Consider the following 22536-nt stretch of genomic DNA (forward strand, 5'->3'; position numbering starts at 1 on the left):
TCCGCCCGGCCCCGAGGCCCCCGGAATCGCGCTGGCTCTCTCCGCATCACGGAAACTTGAACCGAAATTTAATCGTGTTCGTTGACGTTTCGCCTGATGCACACAGGTGGAACCATGTCCTTGCTCTCCAACGCTAAAATATTGACAAAGCTGTCAGCGGTCATCGTGCTTATCGGTGGAGTGATCGGTGGCTGTATTTGGTTTGCGCAGGCGCGGATCGGCCAGATCGATAAGGCCTACAGTTCTTTCATCGATCGCGATGCGAAGGCGGTTGCAACGGCGCGTCGCCTGAATCGCAGCGTCTTCGAGATGAATTACTGGGTGTATCGCATCCTCGCTGAGACAGACGAAGCTCAGATGAAGGTGGCCAACACTGGATTCGACGACGCCATCCCCACCCTGACAAAGGCTCTGGCCGACCTGCGCCGACTCGCGCCGGATTTTGGCGCGCGCATCGACGAGCAGGCGGCCCGTATCCATCAGTTCGTCCAGCAGGTCTCCGAGGTTCGCCAGCTCTGCCTGGCGGGCCGGAACGCCGAGGCCCTCGCGCTGGTCCATCGTACGATCGACCCGACCTTCGTCGCCATGGTGCAGGGCAGTTCGAAGCTCGGGAACGACATCGATGGCGCGATGGAGAAGGGCTCGGCCGAACTGACCGAGCAGACCAACGCCACCCGCATCTCCCTGGTGTCGTTCAGCGCGCTCGGCTTGCTGGTCGGGCTAGCTGCGGCCGCCCTCGTGACGATCGTCGGCATCACGCGCCCGCTCGGCAGATTGGTCGTCGTCCTGCGACGCATGGCGCAAGGGGAGATCGAGGCGGAGATCCGGGAGGCTGGCCGGGGCGACGAGATCGGCGCGGTCGGCCGGGCGGTGGAGGGGATCAAGGCCCTGGTCGCCCGCAAGGCCGCCGAGGAGGCCGAGGTCAAGCGGCTGGCCGACGCGGCCGCGGCCCAGGCGCGCCGGCGCACCATGATCGAACTCGCCGACGGGTTCGAGCGGGCGGTCGGCGGCGTCGTCGGCATGGTCTCGTCCTCGGCCACGGAGCTGCAGGCCACCGCCCGGCAGATGACCGCCACCGCCCAGGAGACGGCCTCGCAATCCACCACCGTGGCGGCCGCCGCGGAAGAGGCCGCCGCCAACGTCCAGACCGTGGCGGCCGCCGCGGAGGAGCTGGGCTCGTCGGTGCAGGAGATCGGCCGGCAGGTCACCGGCTCGGCCCGGCTCGCGCAATCGGCGGTGGGCGAGGCCGACCAGACCGCCGCCCTGGTCCAGGCGCTCAGCCAGACCGCCGCCCGGATCGGCGACATGGTCGGGATGATCTCCGGGATCGCCGGGCAGACCAACCTGCTGGCGCTCAACGCCACGATCGAGGCGGCGCGGGCCGGCGCCGCGGGGCGGGGCTTTGCGGTGGTGGCTGCCGAGGTGAAGGCGCTGGCCGAGCAGACCGCCAAGGCGACCGAGGAGATCGCCCGGCAGATCGGCGCGGTGCAGGAGGTGACCGGGCAGGCCGTGACGGCGATCGGCGGGATCACCGGGCGGATCCGGGAGATCGACGGCGTGGCGACCTCGATCGCCGCGGCGGTGGAGCAGCAGGGGGCGGCGACGCAGGAGATCGTGCGCAACGTGGCGCAGGCCTCGACCGGCACCACCGCGGTGACCGGCACCATCGCGGGCGTCGCGCAGGCCTCCGAGGAGACCGGCGCCGCGGCCAGCCAGGTGCTCGCCTCCGCCTCCGAACTCTCGCGCCAGTCCGAGCATCTCGGTGCCGAGGTCGCCCGCTTCCTCGCAACCGTCCGCGCCGCCTGACGAGTCTCTGGCCGGATCCTCCCGGTCCGCCCTCGCGGCGCGGGCCGGCTCCGCCGCTTGCGGGCCGGCCCGACGGCGGTGCGGGGGCAGGGCGCGGATTGCGGGGGGCGTGTGGCGCCCATTGAGACCGGGGCGTCCTCGGCCGACGGCCTTGAGCAGGCCGTCGGCCTTCACCTGCACGACCCGTTCCCCGCAGAGGGGCCTGGAGCCCCCCAGGGAACGGGCTTGGCGTGGTCGAGCCCTGTCGGCGCACGTCATTGAGATGCGCGCACCGTCCCGATCCCGGCCGGGACGACCGGGCGCGTCGAAGCCCTGGGGCGCACCTATCTGTCGGGGGCCGACACGGGGGCCGGCGCGGTCAGCCGGGCCGCGCGGTGCGTGCGTGCATGGCGCAGGGTGGCGTCCGGCGGCAGGGTGCCCACGGAAACCTTCGGGACGGCGATGCGCTGGGACAGGTAGATGCCGCTGTGCCCGGAGCACAGGTAGGCCAGGAAGCAGGCGGTCGCGATGTAGACGCCGTGCGTGGCGCCGAACAGCTCGATACCCATCAGCGTGCAGGCCAGCGGCGTGTTGGCCGCTCCGGCAAACACGGCGACGAACCCGAGGCCGGCCAGGAGATCCACCGGCACCCCCAGCACCCCGGCCAGCGCGTTGCCGAGGGCCGCGCCGATGAAGAACAGCGGCGTGACCTCGCCGCCCTTGAACCCGGCGCTCAGGGTGACGACCGTGAACAGCATCTTGAGCGCCCAGCTCCAGGGATGCACCTCCGGACCGAAGAAGCGGGCGATGGTCAGCCCGTGCGGATCCGCCGACCAGACGCCCAGTCCCAGGTAATCCCGCGTGCCACAGAGGTAGACCAGGGCGATCACCGCGAGGCCGCCCGCCACGGGGCGGAGGGGCGCGAAGGCGATGACCCGCTTGCACCATCCGCCGAGCATGTGGTTCGCCTCGGCGAACACCAAGCCGGCCAGTCCGAAGGCCACGCCTGCCACCGCGACCTTGGCCAGGAGCAGCGGCTCGACCATGTGCGTGCCGACGGCTCCGGCGTGGTCGTCGATACGGAAGACCCCGTGTTCGATGCCCCACAGCTGACAGGTCCAGTCGCCGACCACGGCCGCGACGAGGCAGGGCACGAGGGCCGCATATTCGACGCGTCCGACAGCGAGGACCTCGAGCGCGAAGACCGCGCCGGCCAGTGGCGTACCGAAGACGGCGCCGAACCCCGCGGCGATCCCGGCCATCAGCATGATCCGGAAGCTCGGCGCATCCAGGCGGACCGCCTTGCCGAAGGCGCTTGCGAGGCTGCCGCCCAGTTGGACGGCCGTGCCTTCGCGGCCCGCCGATCCGCCGAACAGATGCGTGACCACCGTGCCGAGGAAGATCAGCGGCGCCATGCGCAGGGGCACGCCGCCCCCGGGCACATGGATCTGCTCGACGATGAGGTTGTTGCCGCCCTCCACGGACTGGCCGAAGCGATGGTAGAGCAGCCCGATAGCCAAGCCGCCGAGCGGCAGGAGAAACAGCAGCCCGGGATAGGCGAAGCGCGCCCGGGTGGCCGCATCGAGGCTCCAGAGGAAGGCCGCGCACAGGGAGCCCACGGCGGCGGCCATGGGCAGCAGAACCAGGATCCAGCGCGCGACCGAGACGGCATGATCGTGCCGCGTGCGGACAAAGGCCGCTACGTTGAAGCGTGTGAACAGATTTCGGAAGGTTGCGCGCATGACATCCCCTTGATGCGACGCCGCAAGACTTTGCGGGATCGCAAGAAGTAGGAGTCATCAGCCTGACGGCGGTTCGGCCTTGATGGCCCGGCAGACACCATTGCCGTCCTCGAGAGATACGGGACCCCTCCGAACCGCGTCAAGGCCCTTCGTCAAGGCCCTTCGTCAAGGCCCTTCGTCAAGGCCCTTCGTGCAGGCCTGCGGCGTCCGGGGGGGCGAACCCGTCGCTCCCCCGAGGGTGGACGCGGCGACAGCGGATCCGGTCGGCCCTCGGGGCGCTGGGACCCTGGTCCCGCACAGACCTGCCCCACGGGCGGCCGGTCGCCGCCGCGATCACGACGGCGCCCGCGTGGACGGTCGCATCGGCGGCGGGGTGTCTCAGCGCTTCACAAAGCCGATGTCGGCGGCCACGGCGCTCAGCCGCTCCGGCGCGCGCTCCTTCCGCTCGCTGTAGCGGTCGACGAGGTCGTCGGCCCGCTCCCGGGTCAGCAGCGTGAACTTCATCAGCTCCTCGCACACGTCCACGACGCGCTCGTAGAGCGGCCCCGGCTTCATCCGGCCGGCCTCGTCGAACTCCTTGTAGGCCATCGGGACCGACGACTGGTTCGGGATCGTGATCATCCGCATCCAGCGGCCGAGAATCCGCAGGCTGTTCACGGCGTTGAAGCTCTGCGAGCCGCCGGACACCTGCATCACGGCCAGGGTGCGCCCCTGGGTCGGCCGCACGCTGCCTTCGGAGAGCGGCAGCCAGTCGATCTGGCTTTTCATCACGCCGGTCAGCGTGCCGTGCCGCTCCGGCGACACCCACACTTGGCCCTCGGACCAGATCGAGAGGTCGCGCAGCTCCTGCACCTTCGGATGATCGGCGGTCGTGTCGTCGGGCAGGGGCAGGCCGTGCGCGTCGTAGATCCGCACCTCGCCGCCCATGGCTTCCAGGAGCCGGGCGGCCTCGTAGGCGAGGAAGCGGCTGAACGAGCGCACCCGCAGGGAGCCGTAGAGGATCAGGAACCGGGGGGCGTGGGTGAGCGGCTTGACCGCCTCCAGGCGCGCGCGGGTCGGCACCACGAAATGCGCGGCGCTCAGGTTCGGCAGGCCATCGGTGAAAGGCTGGCGCGGCTTGTCCAAGGTTCAGCTTTCTTGTACGTTCAAAGAGTGATTTGAAGATTGTAACGAATATGGACGAGCCGCAAGCCCTCGCCGCCTTCGCGGCCCTCGCCCAGGAGCACCGTCTGCGCCTGGTGCGGGTGCTCGTGACCGCCGGCCCGGACGGGCTGGCCTCCGGCGTGCTGGCCGAGGCGGTGGGCGTTTCCGCCGCCACCGTGTCCCATCATCTCAAGGAACTGAGCCACGCGGGCCTGGTCGCCTCGCGGCGCGCGGGCCGCTCGATCATCTACAGCGCCGCCTACCCGGCGCTGTCCGGCCTGATCGCCTTCCTGATGAAAGATTGCTGCCAGGGCCGCCCGGAGGTCTGCACCCCGGCGATGGCCGCCCTGGCACCCTGCTGCCCCGCCCTTGGAGAGACCGCCCATGCCTGAGCCGTTCGACGTCGTGATCTACCACAACCCCGAATGCGGCACGTCCCGCAACACCCTCGCGATGATCCGCAACGCCGGCATCGAGCCGCACGTGATCGAGTACCTCAAAACCCCGCCCGCGCGGGCGCTGCTGGTGCAGCTCCTGGCCCGCGCCGGTCTGTCGGTGCGTGCGGTGCTGCGGGAGAGCGGCACGCCGTTCGCGGAGCTGAACCTCGGCGATCCCGCGCTGACGGATGCGCAGCTCCTGGACGCCATCGCGGCGCACCCGATCCTCCTCAACCGCCCGCTGGTGGTCACGCCCAAGGGCGTGCGCCTGTGCCGACCGTCCGAAGCCGTGCTCGATCTTCTGCCGGTGCAGCAGGGCGAGTTCGTCAAGGAAGACGGTGAGCGGGTCGTGGACGAGCACGGCCGCCGCGTCGCCACGGCCTGAGCCTCACACCGATCCATAAGACGAAAACGCCCGGATGCTCGCGCTCGCCATTTTCCTTGCCACCCTCGTGTTCGTCATCTGGCAGCCCAGGGGCCTCGGGATCGGATGGAGCGCACTGGCCGGCGCGGGGGTCGCTCTCGCCGCGGGCGTGATCCATCCGGGCGACATTCCGGTGGTCTGGCATGTCGTCTGGGACGCCACGTTCACCTTCGTGGCGCTCATCATCCTCTCCCTGCTGCTCGATGAGGCCGGGTTCTTCCATTGGGCGGCCCTGCACATCGCCCGCTGGGGCGGCGGCCGGGGCCGGCGGCTGTTCCCGCTGGTCGTGCTCCTCGGCGCGGCCATCGCGGCGGTGTTCGCCAACGACGGCGCGGCGCTGCTGCTGACGCCGATCGTGCTGGCGATCCTGCTCCGGCTCGATTTCAAGCCGGCGGCGGCCCTGGCGTTCATCGTCGCCTGCGGGTTCGTGGCGGACAGCACCTCCCTGCCGCTGGTGATCTCCAACCTGGTCAACATCGTCTCCGCCAACTTCTTCGCCGTGACCTTCGGCCGGTACGCCGCCGTGATGGTGCCGGTGAACCTGGTGTCCCTGGCGGCGACGCTGCTGGTGCTGTGGGCCTATTTCCGGCGCGACGTGCCGGAAGCCTACCCGGTCGATGCCCTCGAACGCCCGGCCGACGCGATCCGCGATCCGCTGGTCTTCCGGGCGGCGTTCCCGCTGCTCGGCGTGCTGCTCGCCGCCTACTTCGTCACCGCGCCGTTCGGGGTGCCGGTGTCGGCCGTCACCTGCGCCGGCGCGGCGGTGCTCCTGCTGCTCGCCAACCGGGGCGGGATCATCCCGATCCGCAAGGTGCTGACCGGCGCCCCCTGGCAGATCGTGCTGTTCAGCCTCGGCATGTACCTCGTGGTCTACGGCCTCCGGAACGCCGGCCTGACCGACGCGCTGGCGAAGGGCCTGGTCTGGCTCGCCGGCCACGGCCCGTGGGCCGCCACCATCGGCACCGGCTTTGCCGCCGCGATCCTGTCGTCGCTGATGAACAACATGCCGAGCGTGCTGATCGGGGCGCTCGCGATCGAGCGGGCGCCGGACCTGTCGCCGCTGACCCGCGAGCTGATGGTCTACGCCAACGTGATCGGCTGCGACCTCGGGCCGAAGTTCACGCCGATCGGCAGCCTCGCCACCCTGCTCTGGCTGCATGTCCTGGACAGCAAGGGCCAGAGGATCACCTGGGGCCAGTACATGAAGGTCGGCCTGGTCATCACCCCGCCCGTGCTGCTGGCCACGCTGCTGGCGCTGGCGGCCTGGCTGCCGCTGCTCGGCACCCGGTAGGCCGCGCGTGTCCGGGGGGCGGCGCTGGCCGGTGATCTCCGCCCTCGGCGTGATCGAGATCCTCGCCTGGGGGTCCTCGTTCTACCTGCCCGCCGTGCTCGCCGGCCCGGTGGCGGAGAGCACCGGCTGGCCGCTGGCCTGGGTGGTCGGCGGTCTGTCCCTCGGGCTCCTCGTTGCCGCGTTCGCCGCGCCGCATGTCGGGGCGGCGATCCACCGCCACGGCGGCCGTCCGGTTCTGGCGCTGGCGGCGCTGCTGCTGGCGGCCGGCCTGATCACGCTGGCCGCCGCGCCGGTCCTGCCGGTCTACCTGGCCGGCTGGCTTCTGCTGGGGCTCGGCATGGGCTGCGGCCTGTACGATCCGGCCTTCGCCACCCTCGGGCGCCTCTACGGGGCGGCGGCACGGCCGGCGATCACCACCCTGACCCTGTGGGGCGGGTTCGCCAGCACCGTGTGCTGGCCGCTCTCGGCGTTCCTGGTCGCGCAGGTCGGCTGGCGGGGCGCCTGCCTCGCCTATGCCGGCCTGCACCTCGGGGTCACGCTGCCGCTGGTGCTCCTGCTGATCCCGAACCCGCCGGCGGCGGCGGCGGAGCACCGCGCGGCGCGCACCGGCCCTCTGTCCGCCTCCGAGCGGCGGGCGTTCCGGCTGTTCGCCGGGGTGCTGGTCCTCGGTGGCGCGATCATGGCGCTGGTGTCGGTGCATCTGCTGACGCTGCTGCAGGCGCGGGGCGTGGCGCTGGCGTCCGCCGTGTCCTACGCGGCGCTGATCGGCCCGGCGCAGGTCGGCGCCCGCATCGTGGAGATGTCGTTCGAAGGGCGGCATCACCCGCTGTGGACTCTCACCGCCGCCCTGGGCCTGGTGGCGCTGGGTTTGGTGCTGCTGGCCCTGGGGCTGCCGGGCGTCGGGATCTGGCTGGTGCTCTACGGCGGCGGCAACGGGATCTATTCGATCGCGCGGGGCACGGTGCCCTTGGCCCTGTTCGGTCCGGTGCGCTACCCGCTGGTGGTCGGCCGCCTGGCGCGGCCGGGGCTGGTCGCGCAGGCGCTCGCCCCGCCGGCCGGCGCGTTCGTGCTGACCCAGGCCAGCCCGGAGGCCCTGTTGTGGCTCTTGCTCGCCCTGAGCCTCGCCAATCTCGGGCTGGTCGGCGCGCTGTGGCATCTCCACCGCGCGGAGCGGTGAGACGGCGGCCAAGCCGACAGGCAGGGGATCGCGACACCGGCCCTGTCCCGCCGGCCGACGGGAGGGGGGATCGCGCGACCGCGACGAACCCTGCATGTTCGGCTGTTCGCGGCTCGGTCCATCGTCCCACTCCGCCGGGTCCAAGACCGGCCGATCCCCTCTCCTTGGCGGCGCCCGTCTTTCACAGGTGAATCTTCGCGGGCCGTCGATCCTGGGGGCGCCGAAATACCGTGATGCAGGTGTATCGTTGGGTCTGTTGCTGTCCCGTATCGGGTGGGACGTTTAAATAAGATGTAAATACATCGTGTGCCCGATCTGCCGGGGGATCGCGGGATTCGGTAGTCCGCCTTGGTTGATAACAATTTTTGAGGCCATGGCTCAGCTGCGAAATGTGCTATCGATAGAGCACAGGCGACCGAATCGGGCCCGTTTGCGCATCGAACCTGTATTGTCGCAGGGCGGGGCATCTGTGTTGGGCCGCCAAAGTCAGGATCGACCGGGTTGTCCGGTTGGCGCGCTGCGCGAGTGTGTCGATCATGATGTTTGCCGTTCCTGCCCTGCTGATGGAGCTGGCGTTGGCGACGCCGGTCTCGGACACGATGCCGGTCTTCGACGTTCACGGCAGCTGCCGGGCGGCGACGCAGCAGATGACCCTCGATGCCGGCCGGCAGAAGCTCTGCCTCGAGGATGAGGGGTCGGCGCGGGCCGAGGTCGAAAAAAAGTGGTCCAGCTACCCGGCCGGTGACCGGACACGCTGCGCGGCGGAAGCGCAACTCGACGGCCTGCCCAGCTATGTCGATCTGCTCGAATGCCTGACCCTCGCCCGGGAAGCCAAGGCCGAGGATGGTCAGTAGCCGCGGCAGGACCGAGGCCAAAGACCATCCGTAACGATCTCAGGTTGAGGGCCGGCCGTGCCGATCGTGCTGCAGCTTCCCGGATCCGTCCGTCTTCTCGCCCTCGCGGCCATCGCCGGATGCGCTGCCGGTTGCCGCGATTCGAACCAGTACGTCCCGCCACCGCCGCCCGGCGTCTCGGTCTCGCAGCCGGTCGTGCGCACGGTGACGCGCTACTTCGAACTCACCGGCAACACCAAGGCGTTCGCGGCCGTCGATCTCGAGGCGCGGGTCCAGGGCTTTCTGGAGGCGATCACCTACAAGGACGGCGCCGTGGTGAAGGCGGGCGCGCCGCTCTTCGCCATCCAGCGCAACACCTACGAGGCGCAGCTCAAGCAGGCGCAGGGCGCCCTGGCGGCGCAGCAGGCCGCCCTGGCGAACGCCCAGTCCGAATATCAGCGCCAATCCACGCTGGGGCGGCAGGAATTCGCCTCGCAGGCCCGGGTCGAGGACGCGAAGACCAAGCAGGACCAAGCCAGCGCCGCCGTCATGGAGGCGCAGGCCAACCTCGACATCGCCACCATCAACCTCGGCTACACGCAGGTCTCCGCGCCCTTCGACGGCGTGGTCACCAACCACCTGGCGGATGTCGGGGCGCTCGTCGGCATCAGCGGGCCGACCAAGCTGGCGCAGCTCGTCCGCATCGATCCGCTCTACGTCTACTTCAACGTCAGCGAGCAGCAGGTGCTGCTGGTCAAGCAGCACCTGCGCGCGACGCAGCAGCCGCTGGGCGATCTGGCCAAGATACCGGTGGAGATCGGCCTGCAGACCGAGACCGGCTATCCGCATACCGGCCGGCTCGACTACCTCGCGCCGCAGGTCGATCCGTCCACCGGCACCCTGCTGGCCCGGGCGCTCATCGAGAACGGCGATCACGCGCTCCTCCCGGGCCTGTTCGTGCGGGTCCGGATCCCGGTCGGCCGCGACGACAAGGCGCTGCTGGTCCGCGACGACGCCATCGGGACGAACCAGCAGGGCAGCTACGTGCTCACGGTCGGGGCCGACAACACGGTCGCGCAACGGGTGGTGACGCTCGGGGCGCGGGACGGGCGGTACCGGGTGATCGAGGCGGGGCTCGCCCCCGGCGACTGGGTCGTCACGGACGGCATCCAGCGAGCCATCCCCGGGGCCAAGGTCGCACCCCAGAAGTCGGCGGTGGCCGAGGCCTCTCCAGGCCCGGCGCCGCTTCAGCGGTGAGACACCGGCCGGTGCGCCTGGCCGAGCCCGCGAGACCGATGGTCCAGGGCACCGATCCGCCCGGTCACCGGAGGCCGGCATCCGCCCATCCGCGGCCCGCCGATGCGGCGGACCGCCCCTGAGACGCCGGCACCGAGGGCCAACGGCATGATCTCGCGCTTCTTCATCGAGCGGCCGGTCCTGGCCAACGTGCTGGCCCTGATCATGGTGCTGGTCGGCGCGGTGTCGCTCCTCAACCTGCCCGTGTCGCAATACCCCAACGTCGTGCCGCCGACGGTCCAGGTCACCACGCGCTATCCGGGTGCGAGCGCCCGCACGGTGATCGACACGGTGGCGCTGCCGATCGAGCAGCAGGTCAACGGCGTCGAGGGCATGCTCTACATGCAGTCGACCAGCGCGAGCGACGGCACCTACACCCTCACGGTCACCTTCGCGATCGGGACGGACGGCGATCAGGCGCAGGTTCTGGTGCAGAACCGCGTCGCGATCGCGATGTCCTCGCTGCCGCAGGCGGTCCAGGTCCAGGGCGTCACGACCCAGAAGAAATCCACCGCAATCCTGCAATTCGTGACGCTGTCGGCCACCGACGGGAAGTTCGACAGCCTGTTCCTGTCGAATTACGGCGTGATCAACGTGCAGAACGAGCTGGCCCGGCTCCCCGGCGTCGGCAACGTCACGGTGTTCGGCGCCGGCCAGTACGCGATGCGGATCTGGCTGGACCCCGATCTGCTCCAGGCCCGGGGCCTCACCCCCGACGCCATCATCAACACCGTGCAGCAGCAGAGCCAGGAGGTCACCGCCGGGGCCCTGGGGATGCCGCCGGTGCCGACCGGACAGGATTTCCAGTACACCCTCAACATCAACGGGCGGCTGAACGACGCCCCGGATTTCGAGAACATCATCATCAAGGCGGACGCGCAGGACGGCGGCCGCATCACCCGCCTGCGCGACGTCGGCCGGGTCGAACTCGGCGCGCAGACCTACAGCCAGTCCTTCACCCTGAACGGTCAGGCCGCCGCCGGCATCGGCATCTACCAGCTGCCGGAGGCGAACGCGCTCACGGTGGCGAACGCCGTCGGCACCCGGATGGCCGAACTCGCCAAGACCTTCCCGCCGGGCCTCGTCTACGCCATCCCGTTCGACACGACCGCGTTCGTCCAGGCCTCGATCCACGAAGTCTACAGGACGCTGTTCGAGGCCGCCGTGCTGGTCCTGATCGTCATCCTGGTCTTCGTCCAGGACTGGCGGGCCATGCTGGTGCCGGCCACGACGGTGCCGGTGACCATCATCGGCGCCTTCGCCGCCATGGCGGCGATGGGCTTCAGCGTGAACCTCTCGACTTTGTTCGCCATCGTGCTGGCGATCGGCATCGTGGTGGACGACGCCATCGTGATCGTCGAGGGCGTGGCCCACCATATCGACGAGGGCCTCTCGCCCCGGGCGGCGGCCGAGAAGGCGATGGAGGAGCTGTTCGGCCCGATCATCGGCATCACCCTGGTGCTCATGTCGGTCTTCGTGCCGGCCGCGTTCCTCCCCGGCCTGACCGGGCAGCTCTACAAGCAGTTCGCCCTGGTGATCGCCGCCACCGCGCTGATCAGCGCGATCAACGCCGCCACGCTGAAGCCGACCCAATGCGCCCTGTGGTTGCGCAAGCCGGTGCCGCCGGAGAAGCGGAACCTGTTCTACCGCGGCTTCAACCGCGTCTACGGGGTCGTCGAGGGCTGGTACGCCCGGCTGATCGCCCACATGGTCCGGCACAGCGGCCTCATGGCCGTCCTCGCGCTCCTGCTGATCGGCCTGGCGGGATGGGGATTGACCCGCCTGCCCACCGCCTTCCTGCCCACGGAGGATCAGGGCTACGTGCTGATCGGGGCCCAGCTGCCCGACGGGGCCTCGAAGGAGCGCACCGACGCGGTGATGCAGCGCATCAGCGCGCAGGCGAAGGCGACGGCCGGCGTCGACAACGTGCTCACCATCAGCGGCATCTCGGTCCTCGATTCCAACGCCACCCTGCCCAATGCCGGTGTCGCCTACGTCGTCCTCAAGGACTGGGACGCCCGGGCCAGGGAGAAGGGCCAGGATCTGCGCAGCCTCTACGACCGCTTCAACACGATGCTGGAGGGCGTCGAGGACGCCGCGACCTTCGTGCTCATCCCGCCGCCGATCCAGGGCATCGGCAATGCCAGCGGCTTCACCATGCAGGTGGAGCTGCGCAACGGCGACTTCGATTACCCCCTGCTGGAGAGCCTCGCCCGGACGATCGTCGCCGACGGGAACGCGCAATCGGGCTTGCGGAGGCTCAACACCTCGTTCCGGGCCGGCGTGCCGCAGATCGCGATCGCGGTGGACCGGATCAAGGCCGAGGCGCTCGGCGTCACGGTCGGGCAGGTCTTCTCGACGCTCTCGAGCTACGTGGGGTCGTCCTACGTCACGCAGTTCAACAAGTTCGGCCGGACCTTCCAGGTCTACGTGCAGGCCGCGCCCGATTACCGGCTCCGCCCCGAGGACGTCGAGAACCTGAAGGTGCGGGCCGGCAACGGGGCGATGGTGCCGCTCGGCACCATCGTGGAGATCAAGACCGTGCAGGGCCCGTCCCTGATCAGCCTCTACAACCTCTACCCGACGGCCACGATCGTGGGCGGGGCGGCGCCGGGCTTCAGCTCCGGGCAGGCGCTGGACCTGATGCAGCAGATCGCCGCCAAGGTGCTGCCGCCGGGCACGGGCTATGACTGGACGGCGATGTCGTACCAGGAGAAGGCGGTCGGCGCGCAGATCTACCTCGTGTTCGGGCTCGCCATCCTCCTCGTCTACCTGGTCCTGGCCGGCCAGTACGAGAGCTGGATCCTGCCGCTGGCGGTCCTGCTCGGGGTGCCGCTGGCGCTCCTGGGCACGGTCGGGGCGCTGCTGCTGCTCGGCGTCGCCAACAACCTCTACACGCAGATCGGCCTGATCCTGCTGATCGCGTTGGCGAGCAAGAACGCCATCCTGATCGTCGAGGTCGCCCGCGAGAAGCGGCAGGCCGGTCTCGACATCGCGGCCGCGGCCGTGGAGGCGTCGCGGCTGCGCTTCCGCCCGATCCTGATGACCTCGTTCGCCTTCATCCTCGGCGTCCTGCCCCTCGTCACCGCCTCCGGGGCCGGCGCCGCCGCGCGCAAGTCGATCGGCATCACGGTGTTCAGCGGGATGCTGGCCTCGACCTGCCTGGCGGTGCTGTTCGTGCCGTGCTTCTACGTCATCCTGCAGCGCGTCGAGGAGCGGCGCGCGCAGGGGCGGCAGCCTGTGCCGACCGGGACCGCATCCTCGGCCCCCGAGAGGGTCTGACACCGTGACGGAGGGCGCGCATCCCGGATTGCGTCGGGTCCCGGGGGGGCGGCGTGGCGGGTCCAGCCTGACGCCGCCGCGAGGATTTCGGCTCCTGGCGCGTCCCCCGCAGCAGGGCGGTCGAGCGTACCGCGACACCCGGGATCGGACGCCCCGCCGCTTCACCGCGTGACGATGCCGGGCTCCTTCGGACTGGGCCGGCGCTGCAGGATGAGAAGCCCGGCCGAGTAGATCAAAGAGACGAGGAGGGCGGCACACAGGGCGGCGGCGGCACCGAGGGCCTGGACCGTCAGGTGAAGCGTGAGCAGCGCCAGGCCGAAGCCGAAGACGCCCCGGATCGCAATGCTGGCCAAGCGTGCCATCGCGCCCCCGCCGATCCGGCGATGCAGGATCACGAAGGTGCTCGTCAGGGTGACCGGAAAGGCGGCGACCACCCCGGTCCGCGCCGGTCCCAGGGCCGAACTGACAGCCAGGACAACCGCCACGAACAGGGCCACGGCCGTCGCTCGGGCCAGGAGATCCACCGGTCGCGGCCGCGCGACGACCGCGCTCCGGACGAGGGAGGTTCGCACCGCCTGCCGGGTCGCGACGGCCCCCGCGCCATAGACGAGCGCGTTGAGCCCGAGGGCCGTCAGCGGCGTCCAGGACGCGGCGGATACGGGGATGGCCACCGCCAGCCATGCCAGCGTCGCCGGACCGAGGGTCGAGCCCAGATCCCGGCCGCTGGCCCGCAGGGCGTAGACGGTCAGGAACAGGCCCGTCGCCGCATTGGCGGCGAAGCCGTTGAGGGCCGCCCCGGCGACGAAGTCGGTATCGTGTTCCAAGGCCATGAACAGGTAGGCCGGCCCGGCCGAGACCGGCAGGCTGACGATGAGGGCGCCCCAGACCGGTCCGAGGAGTTCCGCCAGCACGGAGGCCAGCACGACGACGGTTCCCGAGGCCAGCGCCCGGACCAGGGCTGTTACCCATATCGCTGCCACGGCCGCTTCCCCGGCATCGCACCGCCGATCCGGATCGACTTCGGAGCCGCGGCTTCGCTATCACGGGCGCCGGGCCTGGGCCAAAGTCACGGGCTCCGGCAGGCGCCGGCCCCGACCGGAGATCAGCCATGCGACAGCTCCCCCGACGCCCGATCCTGTTCCTGCTGGCCGGGCTCGCCGCCGCCCCGGTCTCTGCCGCCGAGACGGGCAGGGGGCACCGCGTCGTGTTCCAGGTGGACACAGCCGACCCGGCCACGATGAACCTGACGCTCAACAACGCCACCAACGTGGTCGATCATTACCGCGCCAAGAACGAGGCGGTGGAGATCGACATCGTCGCCTTCGGGCCGGGCCTCGCCATGTATCGGGCCGACAAATCCACCGTGGCCGACCGGATCGCGCATTTCGCCGAGTCCGGCTTCCCGTCGAAGATCCAGTTCTCGGCCTGCAACAACACCAAGACCGCCATGGAGAAGGCCGAGGGGCATCCGATCCCGCTGCTGCCGCAGGCGACGATCGTTCCCTCCGGCGTCGTGCAGATCATGGAGCGGCAGGAGCAGGGGTGGAGCTATGTGCGGCCGTAGGGTGATCTGCCGGCGCGCGGCCTGCGCCGCCGCCGGTCCCGCGGCGGTGCGGGACGGGCGCGACTTCCGAAGTCCCGGCCGAGGAGCCGGTCCACCGACCGGGATCAGGGGGCGCGGCAGTCCATCGCGGCCGTCGCCTCGATCACGCTGAGGGCCCTGCGCCGGACTTCCAGCGTCACCTTCGGGCTGTCCGAGACGATGGAGGCCTCCCGTTTCAGCGTCGCGTCGCAGGCGCATGAACTGTACCCGGCCGTGTCATAGCAGGCATCGTGGCGCATGCATGCGGCGTCCAGGTCGTCGGTCGGCGGCAACCCCTCGCCGCGCTGCCCCTTCCCGCAATAGTTGCCGTGAAACAGTTCCTTGCCGGCAATGACTTGGCCAAGCTCGCCCTTGGGCGGGGCCGGCGCCTCGGCGCGGCCGCCCGGGTTCAGGTCGTTGGCCGGGCCGCCGGCCTTGGATCCGGACGAGCGGAGCGTCTTCGGGATATCGGACCGTTCGTCGGGCTCGTTCAGCGCCCCGCCGGCCCGCCCGTTCGGATCGGAGACATCCGGAAGGGGCGGGGGCGGCCCGGGGCGAGGCTCCCCGTCTTCGGCGGATGGAGGCGCCACAGGCGCCTGCGCGAGCGCACCCTGAGAGGTCAGGACGACAACCGCGAGGACAATCGCACGGACGAGGGTCATGACCGGTCCCGATGGCTACGGCGCAGGCGCGCGCAAGGTGTCTCGGCCCAAGCGGGGTGCGGTCTGCCCGGGCCGGCGAGGCGAGGATATGCCCGCGACGGATCTAGTAGCGGTCGTCGCGGTACCCGCGGTAGCGACGCTCCTCGAAGACGCGCGCATCCCTGCGGCCGTAGCCGCCCATGTCGCGATGGCGGCGATACCCGTGCGCGGGCGCCCATGCAGGCGGGCCGCCGGGGCGGAAGCCGCGTTCCCCACGGGCCCAGGGCGGATCGGCCAGGGCGGCGGACGAGGTCCCGAGAACGCCTCCCGCCAAGGTCAGTGCGCCGAGCAGGAACAACGTTGGCGTGCGAAACATGGAGCCTCCCTCGCAGCGGGATTGGTCCCGGTGCGGCTCAGATACGGCGCTCGGGGCAAATCCGTTCCACGCGCCGCGCAGCACCATGGGCTCATGCGACGACTGAGATGCGCCGTTTGAGCCGGCCAGACGTGCGACAGATCGGCAGGAACAACCTAAAAGAATTTCTTCAGTATTAAGGTCGGCGATATCTCCGGTCTTCGAACATCGGGCGATACTTTCGAGACATCGAATTTTTCTGGAACGGTCGCGGCCACCCTGCCGTTTAGGGGCTCCAACACAGGAGACGCTCAATGCGAAGCTTCCCGATCATCATTCTCGCCACTCTCGCTCTCGGCGGCAGCGCCATGGCCGCCGAGCAGGGGGCTTCGTCCAAGGCGCCTGGCCACGAGATGCAGGACCGCGGAAGCCGGGCGGGGAGCCCCGGCGCATCCGGCTATGCTCCCGGACACGAGATGAAGTCCGGCGGGATGGAATCGACCGGTTCGACCACGCGGACCGGCGGCACGGCCACCGGTACGTCCGGCACCGGTTCGACCGGAACCCACCGCTGACGCACCTGCTGCGCCCCTTCCGGCCCTGTCGGCCGGTCGGGGCGCAGTTCCGCGGGCGGTCGGAATCTCCAGCGCGGTCATCGTCGCCCTTGCACCGCGCCGGGCCACAGATCCGCTGAGGGCCCCGTCCGGAACGCCCGCCGGGGCACCGTCCGGCGCCGGCTGTCCGGGCCAACGCCGACGGGCCCGCCGGCGTGCAACCGCTTTCGACCCATTCGACTTACCGACCGGATTCATCGAGCCGAAGGGGCATCGCCATGCCGATACGTTTGGTCACGACCGTTCTGTTTCTGTCCACCGCGGCAACCTCCGTCTGGGCCGCGCCGATGTCCGCCGACGAGAAGGCGGCGTTCCAGCAGCAATGCATGGGCGACTTCACGACCTTCTGCGGCGACCTGACCCCGGAGGATGGTCCCGGAACGCAGGCCTGCTTCGAGAAGAACATGGCGAAGCTCTCCACCGGCTGTCGGGAGGCCATACAGAGCTTCAAGCAGGCGAAGCGCGGCTGAGCCGTCGGCCGCTCAGCCCGAGCGGGCACGCCCGGCGCTGCCGGGACAGGCGCGCAGCCGAAACCGTCGGGGCTTTGGAGGGGGGCTTTGGAGGGATGACCCGCCGGGTGTGACCCGGGTCCTGCCGATCTCCTCGCGCCGGCGGGGTCGGCCGTTCCATCTGGCTCGGGCCCGGCGGAAACGCCCGGCCCGAGCGGGCCTCCCCGCGCCACAGCCGCCTCGGCGCATCGCCACCTCTGGCACGAGCGCGCCCTGCGTCGCATACTTCCCGGCAGCGGCAGATCCACACCCGCCGAGAAAGGCTGACGCCGATGCGCGCGCGCCATGCGGAAAGCCACCTGATCGAGCGCATCGGCTGGTTGCGTGCCGCGGTGCTGGGCGCCAACGATGGGCTCGTATCCACGGCTAGTCTGATCGTCGGCGTGGCGGCCTCCGCCGCCGCCGCCAGCGATATCCTGGTCGCCGGTACGGCGGGCCTCGTCGCCGGCGCGATGTCGATGGCGGCCGGTGAGTACGTCTCGGTGAGCTCCCAATCCGATACGGAGCGGGCCGACCTCGCGCGCGAGCGGCGCGAGCTCGAACAGGACCCGGCGGCCGAGCGGGAGGAGCTTGCGGGGATCTACGTCTCGCGCGGCCTCGACCACGATCTCGCGCTGAAGGTCGCGGAGCAGCTGATGGCGCGGGACGCCCTCGGCGCCCATGCCAGGGACGAACTCGGCATCTCCACGTTCACCACGGCGCGCCCGATCCAGGCTGCGCTGACCTCGGCGGCGACGTTCTCCGCAGGCGCGGCCATGCCCCTTCTCGTGGCCGCGGTCTCTCCGGCCGACTATCTCGTCGTCTCGGTGTCCGCAGCTTCGCTGACGTTCCTCGCTGTGCTCGGGGCGTTGGGCGCGAAGGTGGGCGGCGCAGCGATCCCGCGGGCGACCGCGCGGGTTGCGTTCTGGGGGGCCCTGGCGATGGCGGTCACCGCGGGGATCGGGCATCTCGTCGGCAAGGTTGTGTGACCGCTCGGCCGGAGACACGGCGGAGGCGCAAGCCAAGGATCACGGAGCGCTGGGCGGCATTGCTGTTGCGCACGTTACGCAGCGTCGGGCTCAGCGCGAGCCGATCTGCCCGACAACACGGTCAATCTCATCGATGACGCTCACCAGGAGTTTCGCCTGCTTGTCCAGATCGGCGACTGCCGGGCGGCCCGGCGTGTCCGTCGTCCACCAACGACCGTTATCGATGACGTCGACCAGCCGGCCGAGGCGGGCGTGCTCACGTTTCAGGGTGTCGATAAACTCCTTGCCGCTCTGCATGGACCCCTCCCTCTTGGACGGCCGAGCCGAGACTTGCCCCCGGAGCGGACCGCTTGAACGTGCGCAATCCCTCGTGTCGGCAAGGGAAGCGGCGATGGCCAGGGCCTTGATCCATTTCGGTTTGTTGAGACGGATACTGGCAAATAGCGACGTCCGACGCGACGATGACGTCGCGGCACATGGCATCCGGGCAACTGCCGCCGCGTCGGTCGTGCACCGGAGACGACCGCGACGGCGCGCGCCGAGGCTTCGCGCTGGGCAGAGGTGACTCTGGCGGTGTCGGGTTCAGGCCGTGCGGGTGCCGCGGTGGTCGCAGTCATGATGAGCCTACCTGTTCGCGCTCCAGCGACCGGCCGATCGAAGTCGAACTCGCATACAAGGTCAGCCTCGCGTCGTTGAGCCAGATCAACGCCAAGCCGCTGTTCCCGAGTCCGTTGCGAAGGCGCGGATTGCTGCCGGCACGGTGGACACCACACTCAGCGGGTTCGGGCCGGTTCTCGAACTCCACCGGGCCTGCGGGAGCCGAGCGTCGCGTGCCGCCCGGCCGCTTTGTCGAAGCGCGGGGGGCGGAGCGGCAGCAGCGGAGCGGGTCTGCCCCTGCGCCGGATCGCCAGGACGGGCGCATCCGCCACGACGCGTGCCGTCATGCGCGCCTGCACCGCCGGTCTCGCCATCACACCCCAACCGGGTATCGGTGACACCCCCAGCGGGCCCCGCGAGGGACTTCGATGGCCGGGGCGCATCCGGCGCTCAGGACTCGGAGATGCCGACGGAATGGCATGCCTCAGATCGAACGCCGATCCTGAGGTCCTGAGCGGTTGATCAACATCAATGTGTGACCCCTCGGGGCAGGTAACCTGAATTCGGTTGCGCCCACGGCCGACCGCATCGCTGGCGACATTGCGCGTGACGAGGGACATCTCTCGCTGGGGAGGGTTTCATGACGCTGGCGACACTGGTGCAGGTGACGGCCCTCACCACACTCCTCGCGGCCGGCTCGCTGTCCAGCGCAGGTGCTCAGACATCAACGGGCCCGGAGAACACGCCGGACCCAGCCTCCCCGCCCAATCGACCCAGAATGATGGGGCGGGGCATGATGAGCGGCATGGGAGGGCTGGGCCATGGCGGCATGTGTGGCATGATGGACCACATGATGGACGGGATGATGGCCGGCGGCCTCCGAATGCGGATGATGTTCGCGATTGCGGATACGGACGGGGACGGTTCTCTCTCGTTCGACGAAGTGACGGCTATCCATAAGCGTCTCTTCAACGCGGTCGACGCCAACAAGGATGGAAAGGTGACCTCCGAGGAGCTTCGGAAATTCTTCTCGGATCGGTAGTCGACGCTCACAGCAAGCCGCAGAGACCGGGCGGGACCAGCCCGCGCAGCCGCCACCTCGTCCTCCGCCCAGCCCGGCCTTGGGCCGGCGATGAGGCGGGTCGGCGATCCCATGAGGCATGAGCGTGCCGGCGCACCCGGCGCCTTCCACGGGCGAAGGGTCGGGGTGCGGGCGCGCGATGAGGTGCGGATCGGAGGCCGACCGCAGATGGGGCGCCGCCGCCATGGCCACGCCGTTCGGCGAGCCCGGCGCCACCCGTGTGACCGGCACCCGGCCTTGGCCGCGCCGGCCGGCGGGTCGATCCGCCGTCCCGGTGACCCCGCCTCGAACAGGGCCTCCGGGACCACGCGCGGGACCACGCGCGCGTGGGAAGCCGCCCATGACACAGATATGCTCAAGCATCTCCTCATCGTGCCGGTGGCCGTCGTCGGCGGCTTCCTCGTCGCGACGGGGTGGCCCGCCGCCCCCGACGCGCTGCGGGCCCTGCTGACCGGTGCGCGGCACCTGCCCAGGATCGCGGGCCCGGGGGGGACGCCGGCGGCTGTTCCAGAGCCGGAACGGGCCAGGCGCGTTCGCCTCACGGACGATCAGGTCGCCAAGGCCAGGATCCGCCCCAGACGGCCTTCCGGTCCTGCCGGCTGCGCCGTCGGCCCGGATGGCCGCCGGCTTCATCGGTCGGTGCCCTGCTTCGCATCGACCGGCAGCCGGACGACCGGCGCGCGCCGCCGCTCGGGCTCGGGAGACGGGCCTCGTTCCAGGCCCGGCCTGAGCGCGGGAAACTCCGCCGCCGTCACCGTTTCCACGTCGAGGAGGAGCGCGGCCCCGCCCTCCAGATCCTGCCGCCGCCGTCTCAGGATCTCTGTCGCCGTTTCGAATGCCCCCGCCACGATGTCCCGACCGGCAACGTCGATCTCGCGAGCCGTCAGGTCGGACGCGTTCGGCCGGTCGCTGCCGATCTCGGACAGGAACGGGTTCGCGGGTGGCAGATAGGTGCGCTGGCCGACCTCCGGCGTCATTCCGTGCCGGGTCACCATCTCCAGCGCGATCTGGGTCGCGCGCTGCAGGTCGTCCGCGGCACCGGTCGAGACATCCCCGTCGAAGACCAGCGCCTCGGCCGCACGGCCGCCGAGCAGGACCGCGATCCGGTTCCGCAGCGCGCTCGCGGTGATCAGGAACCTGTCCTCGGTGGGACGCTGGATCGTGTAGCCGAGCGCCCCGACGCCGCGCGGGATGATCGAGACCTTCAGGACCGGATCGACACCCGGCAGGCTCGCGGCAACGAGGGCGTGTCCCATCTCGTGGAACGCCACGCGCCTGCGCTCCTCCGGCCCAAGCACGCGGCTGCGCTTCTCAAGCCCGGCCACGATCCGCTCCATGGCGGCCGTGAAGTCGGCATAGGTGACGTCCGCGCCGCCGCGCCGGGTCGCCACGATGGCGGCCTCGTTGACGAGATTGGCGAGGTCGGCGCCGGTGAATCCGGGCGTGATGCCCGCCACCTCGTCCAGGTCGAGCTCCCCGGCGAGCCGGACCTTGCCGACATGCACCTTCAGGATCTCGACACGGCCCTTCCGGTCGGGGCGGTCGACGAGCACCTGCCGGTCGAAACGGCCGGGCCGGAGGAGCGCCGGATCCAGGACCTCCGGCCGGTTCGTCGCAGCGAGAAGGATCACGCCGGTGGTCGGGTCGAACCCGTCGAGTTCCGCGAGGAGCTGGTTGACGGTCTGCTCGCGCTCGTCGTGGCCCCCCAGGATCTGCGTGCCGCTGCGGCTGCGGCCGAGGGAGTCCAGTTCGTCGATGAAGATGATGGCAGGCGCGGCCTCGCGGGCCTGCTCGAACAGGTCTCGTACCCGGGCGGCGCCGACGCCGACGAACATCTCGATGAATTCGGCCCCCGAGATCGAGAAGAACGGCACGCCGGCCTCGCCGGCGACGGCGCGCGCGAGCAGCGTCTTGCCGGTGCCCGGCGGCCCGACGAGCAGGATGCCCTTCGGTGACCGCGCCCCGAGCCGCCCGAAGGACTTGGGATCCTTGAGGAAGGCGACCGTCTCCTGCAATTCGGCCTTGGCCTCGTCGACGCCGGCCACTTCCTTGAACGTCACCTTCGTGTCGGTCTCGACATAGACCTTGGCCTTCGATTTGCCGATGGCCATGAGGCCGCCGAGGCCGCTCCGCCCGGACACGCGGCTGAAGAGGGCGCGCCACAGAAAATAGACGGCGAAGGCAGGCAGGATCCAGGAGAGGAGGCCCGTCATGAAGCCCGTGGATGGGGCTCCCTTGACCACCACGCCCTTGGCCGAAAGCCTGTCGGCGAGGGCTGGATCGACGCGCGTCGCCACCACGTACCGGTGGCCGTTGTCCGCCGGCTCCTTCAGCGTGGCCGCAATCCGGTCGGTGCCGACGGTCGCCTCGGCAATCTTTCCCTGGGCGACCAATTGCTCGAACTGACTGTAGGGGATCGCGTCCGTCTGGCTGAAGCCGACCCAGAGATCGTGGACGAGCAGGACGCCGAAGGAAGCCGCCGCCACGGACCAGAGCGCCCAGCTCAACTTGCGCTGACTCGGGTCCATGAGCGCCTCCCACGTCGCCTCGGGAAGTGCGCCGTTCGGCCGCTCGTCGCTTTGCGCCAGCTCAAATGTCTCGGCCCGTCTGCAACCGCGGCGCGGGGTGGCGACATCCGTCGGTCGAGCGGGCTGAACGCGCAGCCTGTTCGGAGCCGCGGTCGAACGCGGCTCCGCATGACGCCGCAGCGAACCTCCGGTCGCCCCATGCGGACCGGCATGGGGGGCGGCTGCCGCCTGTGACGGGCGACCGTGCTTTG

At 70.3% G+C, this 22536-nt stretch carries 20 protein-coding genes and 1 riboswitch; of the genes, 13 read left to right on the top strand and 7 right to left on the bottom strand.

Translation table 11 applies throughout. The annotated features are described in order from the left end of the window. Positions 1–114: 114 nt before the first annotated feature. A complete protein-coding gene (locus tag GGQ91_RS20195; RefSeq protein WP_043384017.1) occupies positions 115–1806 on the top strand; it encodes a methyl-accepting chemotaxis protein in 1692 nt (563 codons plus the stop codon). Positions 1807–2129: 323 nt separating this feature from the next. Here the strand turns inward: GGQ91_RS20195 and GGQ91_RS20200 are convergent, their stop codons facing one another. Further along, on the bottom strand, positions 2130–3527 hold the full coding sequence (locus GGQ91_RS20200; RefSeq protein ID WP_182592718.1) for a voltage-gated chloride channel family protein: 1398 nt from the start codon (positions 3525–3527) through the stop codon (positions 2130–2132). A gap of 41 nt (positions 3528–3568) precedes the next feature. Then, a riboswitch (Fluoride riboswitch) is annotated at positions 3569–3641 on the bottom strand. Positions 3642–3905: 264 nt separating this feature from the next. Continuing rightward, complete coding sequence (gene arsH, locus GGQ91_RS20205) at positions 3906–4652, bottom strand: arsenical resistance protein ArsH (RefSeq protein ID WP_182592719.1); 747 nt, start codon at positions 4650–4652, stop codon at positions 3906–3908. Between the two features lie 50 nt (positions 4653–4702). Here arsH and GGQ91_RS20210 point away from each other — a divergent pair, with 50 nt between their 5' ends. The 7 genes from GGQ91_RS20210 (at position 4703) to GGQ91_RS20240 (ending at position 13410) form a co-directional block, all read left to right on the top strand. Beyond that, entirely contained in the window at positions 4703–5062 is a 360-nt protein-coding gene (locus tag GGQ91_RS20210; protein ID WP_043353685.1) for an ArsR/SmtB family transcription factor, read from the top strand. Beyond that, the gene (gene arsC, locus GGQ91_RS20215; RefSeq protein ID WP_043353683.1) at positions 5055–5492 is read left to right on the top strand and encodes an arsenate reductase (glutaredoxin); all 438 of its coding nucleotides are present in this window, start codon (positions 5055–5057) and stop codon (positions 5490–5492) included. The genes GGQ91_RS20210 and arsC overlap by 8 nt, the downstream gene beginning before the upstream one ends. Before the next feature lie 34 nt (positions 5493–5526). Next, positions 5527–6822, top strand: a complete 1296-nt coding sequence (locus GGQ91_RS20220) for an arsenic transporter (RefSeq protein ID WP_043759444.1) — start codon at positions 5527–5529, stop codon at positions 6820–6822. Between the two features lie 7 nt (positions 6823–6829). Next, complete coding sequence (locus tag GGQ91_RS20225; RefSeq protein WP_075380945.1) at positions 6830–7999, top strand: MFS transporter; 1170 nt, start codon at positions 6830–6832, stop codon at positions 7997–7999. Positions 8000–8535: 536 nt separating this feature from the next. Further along, entirely contained in the window at positions 8536–8853 is a 318-nt protein-coding gene (locus tag GGQ91_RS20230) for a hypothetical protein (RefSeq protein WP_236952735.1), read from the top strand. Positions 8854–8910: 57 nt separating this feature from the next. Next, positions 8911–10089 carry an efflux RND transporter periplasmic adaptor subunit gene (locus tag GGQ91_RS20235; protein ID WP_075380944.1) on the top strand — a complete coding sequence of 393 codons (1179 nt, stop codon included), beginning with the start codon at positions 8911–8913 and terminating at the stop codon, positions 10087–10089. Between the two features lie 147 nt (positions 10090–10236). Continuing rightward, complete coding sequence (locus GGQ91_RS20240) at positions 10237–13410, top strand: efflux RND transporter permease subunit (RefSeq protein WP_182592720.1); 3174 nt, start codon at positions 10237–10239, stop codon at positions 13408–13410. Between the two features lie 161 nt (positions 13411–13571). Here the strand turns inward: GGQ91_RS20240 and GGQ91_RS20245 are convergent, their stop codons facing one another. Further along, positions 13572–14390, bottom strand: coding sequence for a hypothetical protein (locus GGQ91_RS20245; protein ID WP_182592721.1), 819 nt, complete (start codon positions 14388–14390; stop codon positions 13572–13574). A gap of 128 nt (positions 14391–14518) precedes the next feature. Between GGQ91_RS20245 and GGQ91_RS20250 the strand changes: the two genes are divergently transcribed. Further along, a complete protein-coding gene (locus GGQ91_RS20250; protein WP_043353674.1) occupies positions 14519–14974 on the top strand; it encodes a DsrE family protein in 456 nt (151 codons plus the stop codon). A gap of 104 nt (positions 14975–15078) precedes the next feature. On the opposite strand, the gene GGQ91_RS20255 is transcribed toward GGQ91_RS20250, so the two are convergent. Then, a complete protein-coding gene (locus GGQ91_RS20255; protein WP_107059924.1) occupies positions 15079–15654 on the bottom strand; it encodes a phospholipase A2 family protein in 576 nt (191 codons plus the stop codon). A 103-nt stretch (positions 15655–15757) separates the two neighbouring features. After that, positions 15758–16009 carry a hypothetical protein gene (locus GGQ91_RS20260; RefSeq protein WP_043353672.1) on the bottom strand — a complete coding sequence of 84 codons (252 nt, stop codon included), beginning with the start codon at positions 16007–16009 and terminating at the stop codon, positions 15758–15760. Between the two features lie 293 nt (positions 16010–16302). On the opposite strand from GGQ91_RS20260, the gene GGQ91_RS20265 reads away from it, so the two are divergent. The 3 genes from GGQ91_RS20265 to GGQ91_RS20275 all read left to right on the top strand — a co-directional run bounded on the left by GGQ91_RS20265 (position 16303) and on the right by GGQ91_RS20275 (position 18079). After that, entirely contained in the window at positions 16303–16563 is a 261-nt protein-coding gene (locus tag GGQ91_RS20265; protein WP_043353670.1) for a hypothetical protein, read from the top strand. 257 nt (positions 16564–16820) lie between these two features. Next, positions 16821–17072 carry a hypothetical protein gene (locus GGQ91_RS20270; protein ID WP_043353668.1) on the top strand — a complete coding sequence of 84 codons (252 nt, stop codon included), beginning with the start codon at positions 16821–16823 and terminating at the stop codon, positions 17070–17072. A 311-nt stretch (positions 17073–17383) separates the two neighbouring features. Continuing rightward, positions 17384–18079 carry a VIT1/CCC1 transporter family protein gene (locus GGQ91_RS20275; protein WP_043759436.1) on the top strand — a complete coding sequence of 232 codons (696 nt, stop codon included), beginning with the start codon at positions 17384–17386 and terminating at the stop codon, positions 18077–18079. 90 nt (positions 18080–18169) lie between these two features. On the opposite strand, the gene GGQ91_RS20280 is transcribed toward GGQ91_RS20275, so the two are convergent. Continuing rightward, a complete protein-coding gene (locus tag GGQ91_RS20280) occupies positions 18170–18376 on the bottom strand; it encodes a hypothetical protein (protein ID WP_043353665.1) in 207 nt (68 codons plus the stop codon). A gap of 940 nt (positions 18377–19316) precedes the next feature. Between GGQ91_RS20280 and GGQ91_RS20285 the strand changes: the two genes are divergently transcribed. Continuing rightward, positions 19317–19718: an EF-hand domain-containing protein gene (locus GGQ91_RS20285; protein WP_182592722.1), complete on the top strand. Its 402-nt coding sequence runs from the start codon at positions 19317–19319 to the stop codon at positions 19716–19718. Between the two features lie 668 nt (positions 19719–20386). Here GGQ91_RS20285 and ftsH read toward each other — a convergent pair. After that, positions 20387–22285, bottom strand: a complete 1899-nt coding sequence (ftsH, locus tag GGQ91_RS20290) for an ATP-dependent zinc metalloprotease FtsH (protein WP_182592723.1) — start codon at positions 22283–22285, stop codon at positions 20387–20389. Positions 22286–22536: the final 251 nt, after the last annotated feature.

The organism is Methylobacterium fujisawaense, from assembly GCF_014138435.1.
GTDB lineage: Bacteria > Pseudomonadota > Alphaproteobacteria > Rhizobiales > Beijerinckiaceae > Methylobacterium > Methylobacterium fujisawaense.

Excerpts from the sequence above, each read along its gene's own strand:
- GGQ91_RS20230 (WP_236952735.1), top strand. The coding sequence starts at position 8,536 with ATGATGTTTGCCGTTCCTGCCCTGCTGATGGAGCTGGCGTTGGCGACG.
- GGQ91_RS20255 (WP_107059924.1), bottom strand. The coding sequence starts at position 15,654 with ATGACCCTCGTCCGTGCGATTGTCCTCGCGGTTGTCGTCCTGACCTCT.
- ftsH (WP_182592723.1), bottom strand. The coding sequence starts at position 22,285 with ATGGACCCGAGTCAGCGCAAGTTGAGCTGGGCGCTCTGGTCCGTGGCG.
- GGQ91_RS20275 (WP_043759436.1), top strand. The coding sequence starts at position 17,384 with ATGCGCGCGCGCCATGCGGAAAGCCACCTGATCGAGCGCATCGGCTGG.
- GGQ91_RS20240 (WP_182592720.1), top strand. The coding sequence starts at position 10,237 with ATGATCTCGCGCTTCTTCATCGAGCGGCCGGTCCTGGCCAACGTGCTG.
- GGQ91_RS20285 (WP_182592722.1), top strand. The coding sequence starts at position 19,317 with ATGACGCTGGCGACACTGGTGCAGGTGACGGCCCTCACCACACTCCTC.
- GGQ91_RS20220 (WP_043759444.1), top strand. The coding sequence starts at position 5,527 with ATGCTCGCGCTCGCCATTTTCCTTGCCACCCTCGTGTTCGTCATCTGG.
- arsC (WP_043353683.1), top strand. The coding sequence starts at position 5,055 with ATGCCTGAGCCGTTCGACGTCGTGATCTACCACAACCCCGAATGCGGC.
- GGQ91_RS20270 (WP_043353668.1), top strand. The coding sequence starts at position 16,821 with ATGCCGATACGTTTGGTCACGACCGTTCTGTTTCTGTCCACCGCGGCA.
- GGQ91_RS20265 (WP_043353670.1), top strand. The coding sequence starts at position 16,303 with ATGCGAAGCTTCCCGATCATCATTCTCGCCACTCTCGCTCTCGGCGGC.
- GGQ91_RS20280 (WP_043353665.1), bottom strand. The coding sequence starts at position 18,376 with ATGCAGAGCGGCAAGGAGTTTATCGACACCCTGAAACGTGAGCACGCC.
- GGQ91_RS20195 (WP_043384017.1), top strand. The coding sequence starts at position 115 with ATGTCCTTGCTCTCCAACGCTAAAATATTGACAAAGCTGTCAGCGGTC.
- GGQ91_RS20200 (WP_182592718.1), bottom strand. The coding sequence starts at position 3,527 with ATGCGCGCAACCTTCCGAAATCTGTTCACACGCTTCAACGTAGCGGCC.
- GGQ91_RS20260 (WP_043353672.1), bottom strand. The coding sequence starts at position 16,009 with ATGTTTCGCACGCCAACGTTGTTCCTGCTCGGCGCACTGACCTTGGCG.
- GGQ91_RS20210 (WP_043353685.1), top strand. The coding sequence starts at position 4,703 with ATGGACGAGCCGCAAGCCCTCGCCGCCTTCGCGGCCCTCGCCCAGGAG.
- GGQ91_RS20250 (WP_043353674.1), top strand. The coding sequence starts at position 14,519 with ATGCGACAGCTCCCCCGACGCCCGATCCTGTTCCTGCTGGCCGGGCTC.